The following is a 21,039-nucleotide window of genomic DNA, read 5'->3' as shown; positions in this document are numbered from 1 at the left end:
TTCGATCGTCCGATTCGGGGGGGGCCGACCGCGCGGCTCCCCCGAATCATCCGACTGCGATCACTCGTGTCCGCTCTCGATGATCGCTGATGCGGCGGTGATCATCTCGGCAACAGCCGACTGGTATCCCTCCGCGCCCAGCGCAGGCAGGATGCCCGGCAGCAGGCCCGACAGCGCGACGGTCATCAGGGCCTCGGCCTTGAGCGCCCCGCCCATCGCGGTGAGCGTCGCATCGACCTTCGCGTGCAGCTGCCCGAACGTGACGTCGGTACCGGCGTGCGAGATAGCCACCGTGTCCGGTGTGACCTGTGCGGCACCTGCCACCAACTCGGGCAGGTCCTCGACCGTGAGCTGCTTCTTCGGCGCGAGGGCCTCCCGCTCGGCGTCGGTGGTGACGTCGATGCCGCGCAGCACGACGTCCGGGTTCTCCGTGACGGCGTCCAAGATCCGCACGAAGCGTTCGGCGAAGGCCTCGACGGTCTCCCGGTCGAACAGCTCGGTCGCGTACGTGAACGTCGCGTGGATCCCGGTGAGGACGCCGTCCTCGCCGAACTGCTCCACGGCGGTGAGCTGCACATCGAACTTGGCCTGATCGGCACCCAGGTCGAGCGCCGACACCTCCAGACCCGGCAGCGCGAGGGTGCCCGTCTCCATGTTCTGGAAGGTGAGCATCACCTGGAACAGCGGAGAGTACGCACTCGACCGGCGTACGCCCGCCGCCTCGACCACGTGCTCGAAGGGCACGTCGGCGTTGCCGAACGCCCCGAGATCCGCGGTCCGCGCCTGCGCGAGCAGGTCCGTGAACGGCGCACCGGGCTCGACACGGGTGCGCAGCGCGAGGGTGCCGACGAACATGCCGATCAGGTGGTCGAGGGCGGCGTCGCCGCGGCCCGCCACCGGCGTGCCGATGGTGACGTCGTTCGATCCACCGAGCCGAGAGAGCAGGACCGCGAGCGCCGCATGGAACATCATGAACGTCGTCGCGCCCTGCTCGCGGGCCGTCCTCTCGACGCGCGCAGCGAGACCCGCGTCGATCTCGACCGGGACCATGGACCCGGCCATCGAGGGACGGGCCGGGCGCGGACGGTCGGTCGGCAACGTTGACAGTTCCGGTGCATCCTTCAGTTCGTCCGCCCAGTACGCGATCTGGCGTGCGACAGTCGATTCGGGATCGGATTCGTCGCCGAGCACCTCGCGCTGCCACAGCGTGTAGTCGGCGTACTGCACGTCCAGCGGCTGCCATGCCGGCACACCGCCGTCGACGCGCGCGACGTACGCAACCATGACGTCCCGGATGAGCGGTCCCATCGAGAAGCCATCTGCTGCGATGTGGTGAGCGACGAACGCGAGCACGTGCTCGCCCTCGCCCACCGCGAACAGAGCTGCCCGGACGGGAACCTCGGTGGTGACGTCGAATCCGCGTCCGAGGAACTCGGTGAGCCGATCCACGATCTCGGCCTCGGCGGCCTCGATCGGAGTCAACCCCGGCACGGCCTCGGCTACCGGAACCAGCACCTGTGCCGGGCCGTCGGCCGAGTCCGGGTACATCGTGTGCAGCACCTCGTGCCGCGCGATGACGTCGGCCACCGCAGTGCGCAGCACCGCGACGTCGAGCGCACCGGACAGCCGCACCGCAACCGGGATGTTGTAGGCCGCCGACGCCGGGTCGACCTGGTTCAGCGTCCACATGCGCTGCTGGGCAAGCGAGAGCGGGACGTGCGCCGGACGGGGACGCGCCGCGAGCGCGGGCCGCCCACCCTGGCCGACCAGTGGCGTGACCGCGGCGACGACTCCGGCGACGGTGGAGTCCTCGAACACCACACGGACCGGAACCTGAGTGTCGAGGGCAGCGCCGAGACGAGCCACGAGCTGCGTCGCCACCAGAGAATTGCCGCCGAGTTCGAAGAAGTCGTCGTCCAGGCCGACACGCTCGGCACCGAGGACGTCGGCGAACACACCGGCGACGATCTCCTCGAGCGGTGTCGTCGCGGCCCGGAAGTCCCGGGACTCGAACACCGGATCCGGCAACGCCTTCCGATCGAGCTTGCCGTTCGTGTTGAGCGGCAACGCCTCCAGCACCAGGAACGCCGAAGGCACCATGTACGACGGCAACCTCCGCGACAGGGCGTCGGACACCGCGGAGGTGTCGGTCTCGGGGTCGGCGACCAGGTACGCGACGAGACGCGTACCGGTGCGGCTGTCGGTGCGCGCCGTGACCGCGGCGTCGCGAACATCGGGCAACTCCCGCAGTGCCGCCTCGATCTCGCCGAGTTCGATGCGGAAGCCGCGCACCTTGACCTGGAAGTCGGCCCGCTCGACGTACTCGAGTTCGTCCGAGTTGTTCCAACGAACCATGTCGCCGGTGCGGTACATGCGCTCGCCGGTTGCCCACGGGTCGGCGACGAAACGGTCGGCCGTGAGGTCCGGCCGCCCGTGGTAGCCGCGGGCCAGCTGCGCACCCGCAAGGTACAACTCGCCCGTCACACCGGCAGGCACCGGGTTCAGGCGCGAATCCAGCACGTACACCTGGGTGTTCCACTCGGGCACACCGATCGGGACGACGACGGTGTCCGCGTCGATCACGCGATGGTGTGTCACCGACACCGCGGCCTCGGTGGGTCCGTACAGGTTGTGCAGTTCCGCGGTGTTGTGTTCACGGAACGTCTGCGCGGTGGCCGCCGGTAGTGCCTCGCCGATCGCGAAGATGCGGCGCAGCGACGTCGACAGCGCCCCGTCCGCGGTCGTCATGAGCATCGACAGCATCGACGGGACCACGTGCAGTGTCGTGATCTGCTGCCCGCGCAAGAGGTCCAGGAGGTAGCCGGGATCACGGTGTCCGTCGGGCGACGCGATCACGAGACGTCCGCCCGATGTCGTCATCGACCAGAACTCCCAGACCGACAGGTCGAACGTCGCCGCCGTCTTGAGTAGAGCCGCGTCGGAGGCGCCCAGCGCGTATTCATCACGCATCCACAACAACTGGTTGACGATCGCCGCGTGCGCCACGGCGACGCCCTTCGGCCGCCCCGTCGAACCCGACGTGAAGATCACGTACGCGGTGTTCCGGGCATCGAGCGGCCGCAGTCGATCGGCATCGGCGATCGGCGCACCCGAGTACGTGGAGAGATCGATCGAGTCGATCTCGAGTACCGTCCAGCCCGCGGCCGTGAATCCGTCACTTGACGTGGTGAGGACGCGCACCGGCTGCGCCGCGTCGAGGATGTAGCCGGTCCGCTCTGCAGGCTGGTCCGGGTCCACCGGCACATACGCGCCGCCTGCCTTCGCGACCGCGTACATGCCCACCAGCAGGTCGACGGACCGGCGAATCGCCAGGGCCACGAGAGACTCCGGCCCGACGCCATCCGCGATCAGGCGACGTGCGAGACGGTTCACCCGAGCGTCGAACTCCGAGTAAGTGACTCGGTCGTCGCCACTGACCAGCGCAATCGCGTCCGGGGTGGCCGCAACCTGCGCGTCGAACAGGTCGACCAGCGTCCCCTGCTCGGTGGCGCGGGTGGTCGCGTTCCGCCCGACCAGCAACCGGGCACGCTCGTCGAGGCCGAGGAGATCGACGTCTCCGACCGGCAACGTCGGTTTGACGACGACGGTTGTGAGCAATCGAGCGAAGCGGTCTGCGACGGAGCGGACGGTCGACTCCTCGAACAGGTCCGTCGCGTAGGTCAGCGACGCCTTCATCCCGGCCGGGTCGCCGCTCTCGTCGTAGCGGTCCTCCACGATGAGATGCAGATCGAACTGCGCCACACCGGTTTCCACCTCGACGGCCTCGACTGTGAGACCCGGGAGGGCGAGAGCGCCACGGTCATGGTTCTGGAACGAGAAGCCCACCTGGAACAGCGGATGTCGCGCGGTCGATCGGGTCGGGTTGAGCACCTCGACCAAGCGCTCGAACGGAACATCCGCGTTGGCGAACGCCTCGAGGTCCGCGTTGCGGACCCCGGCGAGCATCTCGGCGAACGAATCTCTGCCGTCGACGTGCGTCCGGAACACGAGCGTGTTGACGAACATGCCGACCAGATCGTCGAGCGCCGCCTCACCGCGACCCGCGATCGGGGTGCCCACCGCAATGTCGTCGGTGCCCGAGAGCCGGGACAGCAGCACCGCGAACGCCGAGTGCACCGCCATGAACAGCGTCGCGTTCTGCCCGCGCGCGAGGTCACGCAGACCATGATGGGTCGACGCGTCGATCTCGAACTCGACCAGTCCACCGCGGAACGACTGCACCGCGGGACGCGGATGATCGGTGGGCAGGTTCAACTGGTCGGGCAGGTCGGCGAGCGTCTCCGACCAATAGGCGATCTGACGGGCCGCGACCGACTCCGGGTTCTCCTCGTCGCCGAGTGATTCCCGCTGCCACAGTGCGTAATCCGCGTACTGCACCTCGAGCGGCGCCCAGCCGGGCACCTGCGCACCGGCACGCGCGGCATAGGCGGTGACGATGTCCCGCGTCAGCGGCGCCAGCGACACACCGTCCGCACTGATGTGGTGGACGACCATGCCGAGCACGAACTCGCCGGCACCGACCCGGTACAACTCGACCCGGATGGGCACGTCCGCGGTGACGTCGAACCTGGTCGCGGCGAGTGCCCGGAGCCGTTCGACCACGTCTTCGGGCGCCACCTCGATCACCGGAAGCGCAATCCGGACATCACTCACGGGCAGGATGGCCTGCGCCGGACCGTCGTCGGTGGACGGGAACACCGTGCGCAGCGACTCGTGCCGAGCCGTCACGTCCGCCACGGACTGTTCGAGTGCTGCAACGTCGAGATCCCCGGACAGGCGCAACGCCATCGGGATGTTGTAGGCGCTCGAGTCGGTGTCGAACCGGTTGAGGAACCACATCCGCTGCTGCGCCAGTGACAACGGGATCCGCTCCGGACGCGGCCCTGCCACCAGCGGCTGACGGGCAGCCCCGGAATGCTGTCCCAGCCTGGCCGCGAGAGCCCCGACCGTCGACGCCTCGAACAACTCCCGCACCGGAACCCGCGAATCCAACGCGCGACCCAGACGCGACACCACCTGCGTCGCCATCAGCGAATTGCCGCCGAGCGCGAAAAAGTCGTCATCCACACCCACGCGGTCCACATCGAGGACCTCCGCGAACACGCCGGCGACGATCTCCTCGGTCGGGGTCGACGGAGCCCGGAACGCCTTGACCTCGAACACGGGCTCCGGCAGCGCCTTGCGATCCAACTTGCCGGACGCGTTCAACGGGAACGCATCCAACACCACGAACGTGGACGGCACCATGTACGACGCCAACGTTCGCGACAGCTCAGCCTTCACGCGGCCCACGTCGAGTCCCTGGTCGGCCACCACGTAGGCGACCAACTGATCGGACTTCACCAACACCACGGACTGCGAAACCTCCGGCAGCGCCAGCAGGGCGGCCTCGATCTCCCCCAGCTCGATCCGCAGACCACGCAACTTCACCTGGAAGTCCGTGCGACCCAGGTACTCCAACTCACCGTCAGTCGACCACCGCACCAGGTCACCCGTGCGATACATGCGCTCACCGCTGACGGAGTACGGGTTTGCCACGAACCGGTCCGCCGTCAGATCAGCACGCCCGAAATAGCCGCGCGCCAACTGGATTCCGGCCAGATACAACTCACCCGCGACACCCGCGGGAACCGCCCGCAAGCGACTGTCGAGCACGAACGCCCGACTGTTCCACACCGGCGTACCCATCGGGACGCTTGCACTCGTGGCCCCCGCCACGGGACGCGCGGTCGCATGGACCGCGAACTCCGTCGGCCCGTACAGGTTGTGCAACTCCGCATCGTTCACCGCGGCAAACCCGTCCGCCACAGCGGTCGGGAACGCCTCACCCGCCACCTGCACCAGACGTAGCGAACCACATTCTCCCGCAGCCAACTCCGCCGTGAACGCCGACAACATCGACGGTACGAACGACGTCGCCGTCACCGCCTGCTCCTCGACGATCCGCTTCAGATACGCCGGATCCCGATGCCCATCCGGAGCCGCAATCACCAGACGGCCACCGACGGCGAGCGTGCCGAACAGTTCCCACAACGACACGTCGAACGTGAACGGCGTCTTCTGCAACACCACATCATCGGTGGACAGCGCGTACTCCGCGCACAGCCATTCGATCTGGTTCACGATCGCCGCGTGCCCGACCGCGACGCCCTTGGGCCGTCCAGTCGAACCCGACGTGAAGATCACGTACGCGACATTGTCCGGACGCAACGGCGTTCGCAGTTCGGTGTCGACGATCGGGGCGTCCGAGTAGCTCGACAGGTCGATGTGGTCGAGAGAGGGGATGTGGTCGAGAGAGACGATGTGCTCGGCGGCAGGCAGATCCGCCCTGTCACGCGAAGTGCTCAACAGCAGAGCCGGATTCACCGTGCCGAGTATGTAGGCGTTGCGCTCCGCCGGCTGATCCGGATCGATCGGGACATAGCCGCCGCCGGCAGCCAGCACCGCGTACATGCCCACCAGCAGGTCCAGCGAACGACGAATCCCCAGACCCACCAAAGAATCCGGGCCGACACCCTCCGCGATCAGGAACCGCGCGGTCCGATGCACCCGGGCGGCGAACTCGGCGTAGGTCAGCGAATCGCCGTCGAACACCAACGCCGTCGCATCCGGCGTCCGAACCACCTGCCGCTCGAACAGGTCCACCAGGGTGGAGCCCTCGACGGCCTGCTCGGTGGCGCTCCAGCCACCGAGGACCAGCGCCCGTTCGGGAGCATCCAGCAACTCGACGTCGCCAACCGCACCCGTGGGATCTGCGGTCACCGCTTCGAGCAGTCGCACGAACCGCTCGCCGAAAATCACTATCGACGACTCGTCGAACAGGTCCGTCGCATACGTCAGTTCGACCGACAGGCCGTCTTCCGATGCCACCGGTTCGACGGTGACCTGAAGGTCGAACTTCGCGATCGCCGCGTCGAACTCGACCGCGGACACCGTCAGTCCGGGAAGCTCGAGCGACGCACGATCGAGGTTCTGGAACGCCAGCATCACCTGGAACAGCGGGTGCCGCGCCTGCGACCGTTCCGGATCGAGGATTTCGACCAGACGCTCGAACGGAAGATCGGCGTGCTCGAACGCGGCCAGGTCCGACGAACGCACCTGAGTCAGTAGATCGGAGAACGAGCGTCCGCCGTCGACCTCGGTTCGAAGGACGAGCGTGCCGACGAACATGCCGACCAGGTCGTCGAGTGCGGCCTCACCACGACCGGCGACCGGGGTACCGATCGCGATGTCGGAGGTGCCACTGAGCCGCGCCAACAGCACCGACAGTGCCGCATGCACCACCATGAACGGCGTCGCACCCTGCGAACGGGCCAGCGACTCGATGGCCCCGAACAGATCGGGATGAATCGAGAACCGATGCGAGGCACCCCGATTCGATGCCACGAGCGGACGCGGGCGATCGGCGGGAAGATCCAGTTGCGCAGGCAATCCCGCAAGACGCTCGGTCCAGTACGACACCTGCCGCGAGATCACCGACTCGGCATCGTCCTCGGAACCGAGGACGTCACGCTGCCACAGTGCGTAGTCCGCGTACTGCACGGCGAGCGGCGCCCACGTCGGCGCCTCGCCCATCGCACGTGCCGTGTAGGCGAGCATGACGTCGCGAGTGAGCGGTCCCATCGAGAAGCCGTCCGACGCGATGTGGTGGACCACGATCACGAGGACGTACTCGTCGTCGGCGAGTCGGAGCAGTGCGGCGCGCACGGGGGCGGTCGTCGACAGATCGAAGCCGGCCGACGCCAGCGCCGCGATCCGGCCGCCGAGGTCGGAGGCGTTCACCGTCTGGGGCGCGAGGTCGATCGTCACCTCGTCGGCAGCCAGGATCAACTGTGTTCCGACGCCGTCGACGTCGGGGAACACGGTGCGCAGCGGTTCGTGCCGCGCGATCACGTCGCGCACCGCGGCGTGCAGGGCCTCGACGTCGAGCGCACCGGACAGCCGGATCCCCATCGGGATGTTGTTCACCGAGGATTCGGGCTCGAACCGGCTCAGGAACCACATCCGCTGCTGCGCCAGCGACAACGGAAGCTGCGCCGGACGCGACTGCGCTACGAGCGCCTTCCGTGCGCCACCACCGGACAACGACTGCACCTGCACGGCAAGCGCTTCCACTGTCGACGCCTCGAAGAGCAGCCGCACCGGCACCTGCGTGTCGAGTGCCGCACCGAGGCGCGAGGCAACCTGCGTCGCGATCAGCGAGTTGCCGCCCAAACCGAAGAAGTCGTCGTCCAGGCCCACACGCTCGACCGCGAGCACGTCCGCGAACACTCCCGCGACGATCTCCTGGGTCGGCGTCGTCGGTGCCCGGAAGGCGCGAGCCTCGAACGCCGGCTCCGGCAGCGCCTTCCGATCCACCTTGCCCGAAGCATTCAGCGGGAACTCGTCGAGCACGACGAAGACCTGCGGCACCATGTACGACGCCAGAGTCGTCGCGAGTGTCGCCTTCACCGAATCCGTGTGGAACGAACCGTCGGCCACGACGTAGGCGACCAACTGCCCGCCACGCACCAGAACGACGGCCTGCGCGACCGACAGCACCGCCGAGAGCGCCGCCTCGATCTCGCCCAGCTCGATCCGCAGACCTCGCACCTTCACCTGGAAGTCGGTGCGGCCCAGGTACTCGAGCTCGCCCGAACGACTCCACCGCACGAGGTCACCCGTGCGATACAGGCGCTCGCCACTGCCGCCGAACGGATTCGCCACGAATCGCTCGGCCGTCAGATCCGGGCGACCGACGTACCCGCGTGCCACCTGGGTGCCCGCGAGATACAGCTCACCCGCTACACCCACCGGCACCGGCTCGAGTCGACCGTCGAGCACGTAGGCCTGGGTGTTCCAGACCGGCGCACCGATCGGCACGACACCGGACACCGACTCACCGGCGTCGACAGCGAAGCGCGTTGCCTGCACCGTCACCTCGGTCGGCCCGTACAGGTTGTGCACCGACGCACCGGTAACCCGGTGCAGACGCTCGACCAGCGCACCCGTCAGTGCCTCACCACCACAGAACACTCGGCGCAAGGACCCCGCGCGTGCAGCGAGGTGCTCGACCGTCGCCTCCAGCACCGACGGCACGAACTGCGCCACCGTCACCGACTCCTCGCCGATCACCCGAGCCAGTTCGACGGGGTCCCGATGAGCATCCCGCGATGCCACCACGACAGTCGCGCCGACCTGCAGCGGCCAGAACAACTCCCACACCGAAGCATCGAACGTGAACACCGTCTTCAACAGCACACGATCCGACGCATCGAGCCGGTACTCGTCCTGCATCCACCGCAACTGGTTCACGATCGAACCGTGCGAGACTGCGACGCCCTTGGGACGACCCGTCGAACCCGATGTGAAGACCGCGTAGGCGGTGTTGCCCGCGCGGAGCGGTCCACGCCGCTCCACATCGACGATCGGGGCCTCCGAGAACCCTGACACGTCGACCTCGTCGACGTTCACGACGGGGACAGACCTCTCCCCCGCCATCTCGAATCCGTCCCGAGTCGTGGACAGCGCCAGGGTCGGCACAGCGGTATCGAGGATGTAGCCGTTGCGCTCGGCAGGCTGATCCGGATCCACCGGAACGTATCCCGCGCCGGCAGCCAGCACCGCGTGCACCGCGACCAGTTGCTCCACCGAACGGCCCATGGCCACCGCAACCAGCGACTCCGGACCCACACCCTGCGCGACCAGGAATCGCGCCAGACGACGCACCCGCGCAGCAAACTCCGCGTAGGTCAGCGCCTCGCCCGCGAACAGCACAGCAGGCGCATCCGGGGTCCGGGCGACCTGCGCCTCGAACAACTCGGCAAGCGTCGAGCACTCGACAGCCTGATCGGTGCCGTTCCAGCCGCCGAGAACCTGCGCCCGCTCAGCGGCCGTCAGCACCGGGATGTCACCGACCGCCCCCGCAGGATCAACCGTCACCGACTCGAGCACCCGCACGAATCGCTCCGCGAAGACCCGCATCGACGATGCGTCGAACAGATCCGTCGCGTAGGTCAGTTCGACGGTGAGCCCTCCGGCGGCGCCGGAGTCGTCGATCGATTCCATGACGCTGACCTGGATGTCGAACTTCGAGAACACCTCGTCGAAATCGACCTCCGACACCGTGACGCCGGGCAGCTCGAGACTCATCCGTCCCAGGTTCTGGAAAGCCAACATCACCTGGAACAGCGGGTTTCGCGCCTGCGACCGCTCCGGGGCGAGGACGTCGACCAATCGCTCGAACGGCACGTCCGAGTGTGCGAACGCCGCGAGATCCGTCTCGCGAACGGACGTGACCAGATCCGCGAAGGACCCACCGCTGTCGACCTCGGTGCGCAGCACCAACGTGTTGACGAACATGCCCACGACGTCGTCGATCGCAGCCTCGCCGCGTCCCGCGACGGGAGTGCCGATCGCGACGTCGGAGGTTCCTCCGAGACGTGCCAGCAGTACCGACAATGCCGCGTGGACCACCATGAACGGCGTCGCACTGCTTCGCTGCGCGAGGTCCATGATCGCCTGATGCGTCTGCGCGGCCACCGCGAATCGGTGGGTCGCACCGCGTCCGGACGCAACCGCGGGGCGGCGCCGATCGGACGGCAGATCGAGCTGATCCGGCACGCCCGCGAGACGTTCGATCCAGTACGCAACCTGCTGCGAGAGCGGCGAATCCGGATCGTCCTCGGCGCCGAGAACCTCCCGCTGCCACAGCGTGTAATCGGCATACTGCACCCGCAGAGGCTCCCACGCAGGGAGGCTTTCGGAGCTGCGCGCCGTGTACGCGACCATGATGTCCCGCGTCAGCGGGCCCATCGAGAAGCCGTCCGCCGCGATGTGATGGACCACGAGGGCCAGTACATGCTCGGTGGGACTCAGTTCGTACAGCGCCGCCCGCAGCGGGACGTCGCGCGTGACATCGAACGTCGAACGCGCGAGATCCCTGAGAGCAGAGGCCAGTTCGTCCGTGCCGACGGCGATCGGGTCCAGCGTGATCGCGACCTGCGACGCCGGACGGATCGTCTGACTGCCGACGCCGTCGATCTCGGGGTAGACGGTGCGCAGGGATTCGTGACGCACGATCACGTCACCGACGGCCGCGCGCAACGCGGTCCGGTCGAGCAGGCCGGACAGTCGCACGGCGACCGGAATGTTGTTGCCGGCCGACGAGATGTCGAATCGGTTGAGGAACCACATGCGCTGCTGCGCGTAGGACAGCGGGATCCGTTCGGGGCGTGCCGTCGCCACGAGCCGGCGGCGACCGCTGCCGGCCGACTGCTCTATCCGCCCTGCCAATGCCTGCACGGTCGAGGCCTCGAACAGGTCCCGCACCGGGATCTGGGTGTCCAGGCTCTCACCGACGCGAGCCACGACGCGGGTCGCGACGAGCGAGTTACCGCCGAGCTCGAAGAAGTCGTCGTCACGTCCGACTCGAGCGACGTCGAGCAGTTCCGCGAACACACCGGCGACGATCTCCTCGATCGGCGTCTCCGGGGCCCGGAACTCTCGCGCCTCGAATTCGGGTTCCGGCAGCGCCTTGCGGTTCAGCTTGCCGCTGCCGCTGATCGGCAGCTCATCGAGCACGACGACCGCAGCGGGAATCATGTACGACGGAAGTGCCTGTCCCACAGCGTCCTTGACGGCGGCCGGCTCGATCGCCGCGCCCTCCGCGCCCACGAGGTAGGCGACGAGTTGCTCGCGCTTGACGACGACCACGGCCTGCGAGACCGACGGCAGCCGGTGCAGGACGGCCTCGATCTCGCCGAGTTCGATCCGGAAGCCACGCAGCTTGACCTGGTCGTCCGCGCGCCCGACGTACTCGATCACGCGATCGACACTCGTGCGCACCACGTCGCCCGTGCGATACAGGCGCGATCCCGGCTCACCGAACGGATTGGCGACGAAGCGCTGCGCGGTCAGACCGGTCCGCTCGTGGTAGCCCCGAGCCAGACCGGGGCCCTCGAGATACAGCTCACCCACGACACCGGCCGGGACCGGGCGCAGACGACGGTCGAGCACATAGGTGTTGGCCCCGCGGATCGCGCGACCGATCGTGACGGGTTCTCCGGGAACGAGGGCGTCGGAGATGTTGGATGCGACCGTGGCCTCGGTGGGGCCGTACGCGTTGAACATCCGACGGCCGGCGACGGCCCAGCGCGCCATCAGGTCGTCCGAGCACGCTTCGCCGCCGACCACGACGACGCGCAGCGCGTCCAGACCGGCAGGGTCGACCGACGCCAAGGCGGCAGGCGTCACGAACGCGTGCGTCACACCTCGGTCCGCGAGCAGTTCCGTCAGCTCGAGTCCGCCGTAGATCGACGTCGGCGCGATCACCATCGTCGCGCCGGCACCGAACGCCATCAGCAGTTCGAGAATGGACGCATCGAAGCTCGGCGACGCGAAATGCAAGGTCCGGGAATCGGACTCGACGCCGTACCGCTCCACCTGCTCGGCGGCGAACGCCGCCAGACCGGTGTGCGTGACCACGACACCCTTCGGCACGCCCGTGGATCCGGACGTGTAGATGACGTAGGCAGGATGGCTCGGGGTGAGGGAGCCGGTCCGATCCTCGTCACGCAGTCGCGCCGACGACTGCACCTGCAGCGCCGACGTGACGGCGGTGTCGTCGAGGACCAGCCACGGCAGGCCCTCGGGTAGCGCGGAGGCATGCTCGGCGATCGTGATGCCCAGGACCGCGCCGGAATCCGACACCATGTGCGCCACCCGGTCGGCCGGGTAGTTCGGATCGACCGGAACGAACGCGGCACCGGCCTTGGCGACCGCCCACACCGCGACAACCGACTCGAGAGATCGGGTCAGGGCGATCGCGACCGTGTCCTCCGGACCTGCACCCCGCGACACGAGCAAACGCGCCAGCCGCGAGGATCTCTCGTCGAGCTCCCGGTAGGTGGTCTCGCGCTCACCCGACACCACCGCGGCGGCGTCGGGGTCCGCGTCGGCCGCCGCCGCCAGCAGATCCGGAAGCAGCACAGGCGCGGGGGAAACCCTCGTCACCGGAGAAGTGAGTGCTCGCCGCTCCGAGGCGCCGAGAAGATCGATATCGCCGACCACCGCGTCCGGATCCGCGACGATCCAGTCGAGGATCCGCAAGAACCGTTCACCGAACCCCTGAACCGTCGCTTCGTCGAAGAGATCCGTCGCGTAAGTGAATTCGACGCGCATGCCGGAGGCGACGCCGTCGTCCATCGACTCGGTGAACACGAGCTGCAGATCGAACTTGGCGACGCCGGCGCCGATGTCGACCTTGTCGATCATCAGATCCGGCAGATCGAGCCGAGTGACCGCCATGTTCTCGAACGAGAGCATGGTCTGGAACAGCGGATGGCGGGCCGTCGAGCGGGCCGGATTGAGGATCTCGACCAGTTGCTCGAAGGGAATGTCCGAGTGCGCGAATGCCCCGAGTGCGACGTCACGAGCGTGCGCGAGCAGATCGGTGAAACGCGTGCCGTGGTCCACGCTGGTACGCAACACGAGCGTATTGACGAACATGCCGACCAGATCGTCGAGCGCCTGCTCACCACGCCCTGCCACCGGGGTACCGACGGCGATGTCGTCGGTCGCGGCCATGCGCGCCAACAACACCGACAGCGCGGCATGAACCACCATGAACAGCGATGCGTTACGTTCGTGCGCCATCGCGATCAACGCGCGGTGCACGTCGGCGGACACCGCGAAGTCGAGCACCCCGCCCCGGTACGACTGGCGCGCCGGGCGCGGGCGGTCCGTCGGGAGGTCGAGCTGGTCCGGCAGACCGTCGAGATGCTCGGACCAGTAGCGCGCCTGCCTCGAGACGACCGAGGCCTCATCGGCGGCGGAGCCGAGGATTTCCTGCTGCCACAGCGCGTAGTCCGCGTACTGCACCGGCAGCGTTCCCCAGACCGGCTGCCCCCAACGGATGCGTGCCTCGTACGACGCCATCACGTCGCGCGCGAGCGGGCCCATCGACCAACCGTCGGCGCTGATGTGGTGCACGACAATGGCGAGCACGTGCTCGAACGGACCGACCCGCAACAGGCGGGCTCGCACCGGTGCATCCGTGGTGACGTCGAAGCCACGCGAAGCCAGATCGGTCATTGCCCGATCCAGCTCGTGGGCCCGTACGTCCACCGGCATGAGGTTCGGAGCGACACGGACGGCGTCGAGCACCACCTGGTGCGGCCCGTCCGGCGAATCCGGGAACACCGTTCGCAGGGACTCGTGCCGATCGAGCATGTCGACGAGCGCGATCTGCAACGCCACGACGTCCAGGTCGCCCGACAGCCGAAGACCGAAAGACAGGTTGTAGGTGGCGGACTCGGGCTCGAGTCGGTTGAGGAACCACATCCGCTGCTGTGCCAGCGACAGCGGAACGCGCTCGGGACGCGGCCGCGCGACGAGCGGTGCCCGTCCGCCCGCGCCCGCGTGCTGCTCGACCCGCACGGCCAACTGCTCGACGCTCGACGCCTCGAACAGCACACGCACGGGGACGGTCGTGTCGAGTGCGGCACCGAGTCGCGCGACCACCTGCGTCGCGATCAGCGAGTTGCCGCCGAGGGCGAAGAACTCGTCGTCGAGTCCGACGGTGTCGGCGCCCAGGACGTCGGCGAGGACGTCCGCGACGATCTCCTCGACCGGGGTCCGCGGGGCGCGGAACGTCTTGAGCGCAAACACCGGAGCCGGCAGCGCGCGTCGGTCGATCTTGCCCGACGTGGTCCGAGGCAGGGCTTCGATCGGGAGGAACATGGTCGGCACCATGTACGACGGCAGTCGAGGCGCGAGGTGCTCGCGGAGGTCGGTCGGATCGAGCGGGCCCACAGCACCGCTCGCAGGTACGACGTAGGCGACGAGCTGATCGCCTGCCCGGGCGTCGTGATGGAGCACGACGACGGCCTGGGCCACCCCGCGATGCTCGCGTACGGCCGCTTCGACCTCGCCGAGCTCGATGCGCAGGCCGCGCAACTTCACCTGGAAGTCGCTGCGGCCGACGTACTCGAGTTCACCGGCGGGCTCACTCGCGGCACCGGTCAGCGTGACGCTCCAGCGCACGAGGTCACCCGTGCGGTACATCCGCTCGCCCGGCGCCCACGGGTCGGCAACGAAGCGATCGGACGTCAGGTCGGGACGGCCGTGGTACCCGGTCGCCAGCTGGCGGCCCGACACGTACAGCTCTCCCACGACGCCCACCGGAACCGGATTGAGGCGTGAATCGAGTACGCGAGCACGGGTATTCCAGACAGGTGCACCGATCGGCACCGTCGTCGGACGGCCCTCGTCGACGGTGCGACGAGTGACCTGGACCGCGGTCTCCGTGGGGCCGTACAGGTTGTGGATCGCGGCGCCGCAGATGCGGCGAACACGCGCGACGACCGCCGCGGTGAGCGCTTCACCGCCACAGAACACGTGCGCCAGCGAGACACAGCCCTCTGATTCGAGATGGTCGGCGACCGCGTCGAGCACGGTGGGCACGAACTGCACCACCGTGATCGACTGCTCGGCGATCACCCGAGCGAGGTAGGCGGGATCACGATGCCCATCGGGCGACGCGACGACGAGACGGGCACCGACCTCTAGGGGCCAGAACAGCTCCCACACCGACGCATCGAAGGTGGTCGGCGTCTTGAGGAGCACCGAATCGTCTGCGCCCAGACAGTATTCGTCCTGCATCGACAGCAGCTGGTTGGTGACCGCGCGGTGCGAGACCGCGACGCCCTTGGGTCGGCCCGTCGAACCCGACGTGAAGAGAACGTACGCGGTGTTCGCGTCCCGCAGGGGACCTCGTCGCTCGCCATCGACGAGCGGCGCCGCCGAGAAGCCCGCGAGGTCGAGGGCGTCGACCTCGATCCGCACGAGATCCGCGGGCAGAGCCACGTCGTCGCCAGTGGATGTCAGCACACACGTCGGACGCGCCGTCGTGAGGATGTGCGAGTTCCGTTCCGCGGGTTGCTGCGGGTCCACGGGGACGTAGGCGCCACCGGCCGCGAGAACGGCGTGCAGGGCGGTGAGCAGGTGCGGCGAGCGCTCCATCGCGACCGCGACGACAGTCTCGGGGCCCACACCCTGCCCCACCAGGAATCGAGCGAGCCGATTGACCCGGCCGGCGAACTCCTCGTAGGTCCACTCGCCGTCCGCGAACACGACGGCACGCGCGGACGGGGTCCGCGCGACCTGCCGGTCGAACAGCTCGGGCAGCGTCACGGCCGGAACGGCGTGCTCTGTCCGGTTCCAGCCCTCGACGACGAGGGAGCGCTCCGCATCGCTCTGGAGGGACACATCTCCCACGGCGAGGCCGGCATCCGCGACGATCGCGTCGATGATCCGGACGAAGCGCTCGGCGAACGTGGCGACGGTCGCCTCGTCGAACAGATCGGTGGCGTATTCGAAGACCGCGGCGATCGCGGCGGGGGCACCGGCATCGTCGAAGTTCTGCGAGATCTGCAGTTGCAGATCGAACTTTGCAATCGGCACGTCCAGTTCCGCGGCGGTGGCGCGCACGCCCGCGAAACTCAGGTCACGTACGCCGGCCACCTCGGCCGACAGCATCGCCTGGAACAACGGATGGCGGGCCGGCGACCGTGCGGGGTCGAGTGCCTCCACCAGCCATTCGAAGGGGACGTCGGCGTGCCCGTACGCCTCGAGGTCGGAGTCCTTGACGTCGGCCAGGAGGTCGGCGAACGACACCGACGCATCGATTCGGGTCCGCAACACCAGCGTGTTGACGAACATGCCGATCAGTCCGTCGAGCGCCTCGTCGCCGCGCCCTGCGACCGGGGTACCGATCGCGATGTCCGACGTTCCGCTCAGCCGCGACAGCAGTACCGCGTAGGCCGCGTGCACCACCATGAACAGCGTGGCGCCCTGCTCGCGAGCGATCTCGAGCAGTCGCGCGTGGGTGTGGGCCGGGAGGTCGAAACGGAACTTGGCGCCCGCATTCGACGCGACCGCCGGACGCGGCCGGTCCGACGGAAGATCGAGCTGATCCGGAAGCCCCGACAAAGCCCGCGTCCAGTACTCGAGCTGCTGTCCGGCAACGGAATTCGAGTCGCCTTCCGCGCCGAGCATCTCGTGCTGCCACACTGCGTAGTCTGCGTACTGCACGGGCAGCGGCGCCCACGCCGGCGGCGCGCCCTCGGCACGCGCCGCGTACGCGATCATGAGGTCACCCGCGAGCGGTCCGAACGACGAACCGTCCGCCACGATGTGATGTAGCACCATCGCGACCACGTACTCGTTGTCGGACAGCTTCAGCAGTTCCACCCGGAACGGGGGTTCGGTCGTCACGTCGAAGCCGCGGCCCGCGAGTCGCAGCAGTGCGGCGTCGAGGTCACTCTGTGTGACGGGAACCGGCTCGAGTTCCGCCACGACGGCCCTCGCCGGCAGAATCATCTGCTGCGGAACACCGTCCGCCTCGGGGTAGACCGTTCGCAGCGACTCGTGACGCTCGACCACGTCGGCGAACGCCGAGGAGAACGCTGCGGGGTCGACCGCACCGGACAGCCGGACCGCGAACGGCAGGTTGTACACCGCGGTTTCGGAGTCGAATCGGTTGAGGAACCACATGCGCTGCTGCGCGAGCGACAGCGGCAGACGCTCGGGGCGGGGCACAGAGCCGAGCACCGGCGCTCCGGTCCCGCGCTGGACGCTTCCGGCCGCCCTCGCTGCGAGTGCGGCAACCGTGGACGCCTCGAACAGCTCTCGTACGCCGAGCTGGACGCCCAGCGCCGCGCCGACACGGGTGACCACCTGCGTCGCGACGAGGGAGTTTCCACCCAGGTCGAAGAAGTCGTCGTCGATGCCCACCTTCTCGACACCGAGCACGTCGGAGTAGACCGCGGCGACGGTCTTCTCCGCCTCCGAGCGGGGGGCGCGGAATTCCTTGCTGCTCAGGAACATCGGCTCGGGCAGAGCCTTGCGGTCGAGCTTGCCGCTGGTGTTGAGAGGAAAGCCGTCGAGGATCGTCACGGACGCCGGCACCATGTACGCGGGCAGCGAACGGCCCGCGAACTCGGCGAGTTCGGCCGGGACGATCGAACGCCCGGGCACGGAGACGACGTACGCGACGAGCTGGTCGCCGGTCGCGGTCGGCACGACGAGCACGACCGTCTGCGACACGTCATCGTGCGCCAACAGGACCGTCTCGATCTCGCCCAGCTCGATGCGCTGCCCGCGGAACTTCACCTGGAAGTCGGTGCGGCCGATGTAGTCCAGCGTGCCGTCGGCACGCCAGCGAACCAGGTCGCCGGTGCGATACATACGCTCACCGGCGGAGCCGATACCGTCGACGCCTCCGAACGGGTTGGCAACGAACCGATCCGACGTGATGTCGGGGCGGCCCACGTAGCCGCGTGCCAGCTGATCCCCCGCGAGGTACAGCTCGCCCGGCTGACCGATCGGGGCAGGACGGAGGCGATGGTCGAGGACGTACGCCCGGGTGTTCCACTCGGCGATGCCGATCGGCACGCTCGTGACGTCCTGCGGACCGGACTCGTAGTACGTCACCGACACGGCGGCCTCGGTGGGGCCGTACAGGTTGTGGAGCCCGGCGGCGCACAGCTCCCGGAACTCTGCGGACGTCTCGGGCGGCAGCGCCTCACCGATGACGAAGACGTCGCGGAGCGAATCACACGTTCCCTGAGGCGCATTCGCGACGAAGACGGTAAGCATGGACGGCACGAAGTCGGTGACGGTAACGGTGTGCTCGGCGATCTTGTTCGCCACGTACACCGGATCGCGATGCCCGTCGGGGGTGGCGATCACCATGGACGCCCCCACCCGCAATGGCATGAAGAATCCCCACAACGACACGTCGAACGTGGTGGCGGTCTTCTGCAGGTAGACGTCCGACTCGACCATCGGATACTCGTGCAACATCCACTCGAGCTGGTTGTCGATCGCTGCATGCGAGACCGCGACGCCCTTGGGCCGGCCCGTCGAACCCGACGTGTAGATCACGTACGCAGTGCTCTCGGGCCGCAACGGCGCAAGTCTGTCGGCATCCGTGACCGGCCTGGTGTCGAGCGCCGGGAGGTCGAGGGTGTCGATCTCGATCGTCACCGTGCCGTCCGGCAGATCCACAGCGTCGCGCGCGGTGGTGAGAACGCAGGCAGGGCTGGCAGATTCGAGAATGTACGCGGTCCGGTCGGCCGGATGGTCCGGATCGATCGGCACCCAGGCACCGCCGGACTTCACGATCGCGTACAGCCCCACGATCAGATCGAGTGAACGCCTGATCGAGAGTCCCACAAGCGATTCGGGTCCGACGCCCAGTCCGATGAGGGAGCGAGCGAGCGCGTTCGCCCGCGCATCCAACTCCGCGTATGTCAGCGCCGCGCCCTCGTACACGAGTGCGGTCGCGTCCGGCGTGCGTGCCACCTGCTCGTCGAACGCCTCGGCCAGGCTGCGTCGACGGATCTCGTGTCCGGTACGGACCCAGTCCCCCAGGATCGTCCGACGCTCGAGTTCGGTGCCGAGTGGAATCTCCCACACCGGCTGATCCGATTCGGCGGCCACGTAGCGGTCGAGGAACTCGACGAAGCGCTCGTGGTTGCGCCGAGCCTCGTCGTCGGCGTACAGGTTGGGGTTCGACTCGAAGTCGACGTGCGTCGTGGCGCCCGCGATGCCCTGGTAGACGTTGACGCCGAGATCCTCGATGAGACCGGTCGACAGGATGTGTTGCTCGCCGACCATGTCGCCGAATCGCAGTTCCGTGTGGAACATCATGATGTTCACCCAGGGACCGAAGAACGACGCCTGCCCTGCCACTCCCGTGACGTCGCGGCGAATGTCCTCGTGCCGGTACCGCTGATGACGCAGCGCACCCGACACCTCGGTCGCGACGCGGCCCAGCAGGTCCGACACCGTCGTACCGGCGGCGACCGTGAGACGCAGCGGAACCACATTGGACGTCATGCCACCGGAGCGACGCAGGACGGCGGTGGTGCGTGCAGTGACGGGCAGGCTCAGAACGACGTCCTCGCGGCCCGTCATCTGTGCCAGGTAGGCGGCGAACGCGGCGATGACGACCGTCGCGACCGTCGTCTCCTCACGCCCGAGGAATGCGTCCATCCGGGTCGTCGTGCCGATCGGCAGGGCGGCACTGTCGATCCGGCTCAGCGCCGCCGGCGGCGCCGCGCGACCGGCCAGGCTCGTGGGCTCCTCGACGTCCGCGACACGCTCGAGCCAGTATTCGCGGTCGGATGTGAACCGCGTCGAGGACCGATAGGCGTGGTCGGCGTCGTAGACCTTCTCCAGCGGCGACGAAAGGTTGGCCGACGGGTCGGTGCCGTCGGTCTCCGCCGTGTACAGCTCGGCGACGCGGTTCACGAACGTGGTGGCACCGAAGCCGTCCAGCACGACGTGGTGGGCGCGGTTGTACCAGTAGTAGAGGTCGTCCTCGAGATGCAGAACCGCAGCGACGACCAGTCGGTCGCGCAAAAGATCGACCGGGGCGCTGTAGTCGGCGCGCATCCAGGCGAGGGCGGCCGCACGCGGGTCGGATTCCGATCGCAGATCGACGTACTGGGGAGTGTCGTCGAGCGAGGCGTCCACCAGCTGCCTCGGCTGCGCGTCGATCTCGAGCAGACGCACATAGCCGGAGCCCGTTTCCCCCGCTGCCCGGGCACTGGCCCGGTGGAGACGAGCGATGTCGAACGATCCCCTGAGTTCGACATACTGTGCAATGTTGGCAGGAACGGACGGATCGACGTGTTGCGCGAACCACATGCCGAGCTGTGCCTGAGACAGCGGGAACGGACCTGCGTCCCCGCCGAACGAGCTGTCACCCTCTAGTCCACCGACGCCTAGCGAGTCCAAACCCAGAGCCTCTCTTCTCACCATCACGCGCCCCCGCCCACGCGTCGCGGAGCGACCCGAGGCGGACACCACAACACATGATCCTGTTCAGCCGCACCCGACACGGGACCGGACGATCAGCCGACAACGCACACACTCGGGATATATCTGCTGATCGGACCTGCTTCGTTACAGCAGGGGGCGCCGGCCGACGCCGGGCGCAGAGTTCAGGGAGAGACAGCCAACCACGTG

1 protein-coding gene is annotated in these 21,039 nt (G+C 68.1%); it reads right to left on the bottom strand.

Annotated elements, in window-relative coordinates; translation table 11 throughout:
- Positions 1 to 60: 60 nt before the first annotated feature.
- Positions 61 to 20,832 (bottom strand): non-ribosomal peptide synthetase, encoded by a 20,772-nt coding sequence (locus tag C8K36_RS02150; protein ID WP_107982793.1) that lies wholly within the window; start codon positions 20,830 to 20,832, stop codon positions 61 to 63.
- Positions 20,833 to 21,039: the final 207 nt, after the last annotated feature.

The organism is Rhodococcus sp. OK519, assembly GCF_003051005.1.
In the GTDB taxonomy this organism is placed as follows: domain Bacteria; phylum Actinomycetota; class Actinomycetes; order Mycobacteriales; family Mycobacteriaceae; genus Prescottella.
Note: the sequence above shows the minus strand (reverse complement) of the source record. Positions and strands in the feature narration are given on the sequence as shown.

What these genes read in the sequence shown, in the direction of transcription:
- C8K36_RS02150 (WP_107982793.1), bottom strand. Translation starts at nt 20,832, where the DNA reads ATGGTGAGAAGAGAGGCTCTGGGTTTGGACTCGCTAGGCGTCGGTGGA.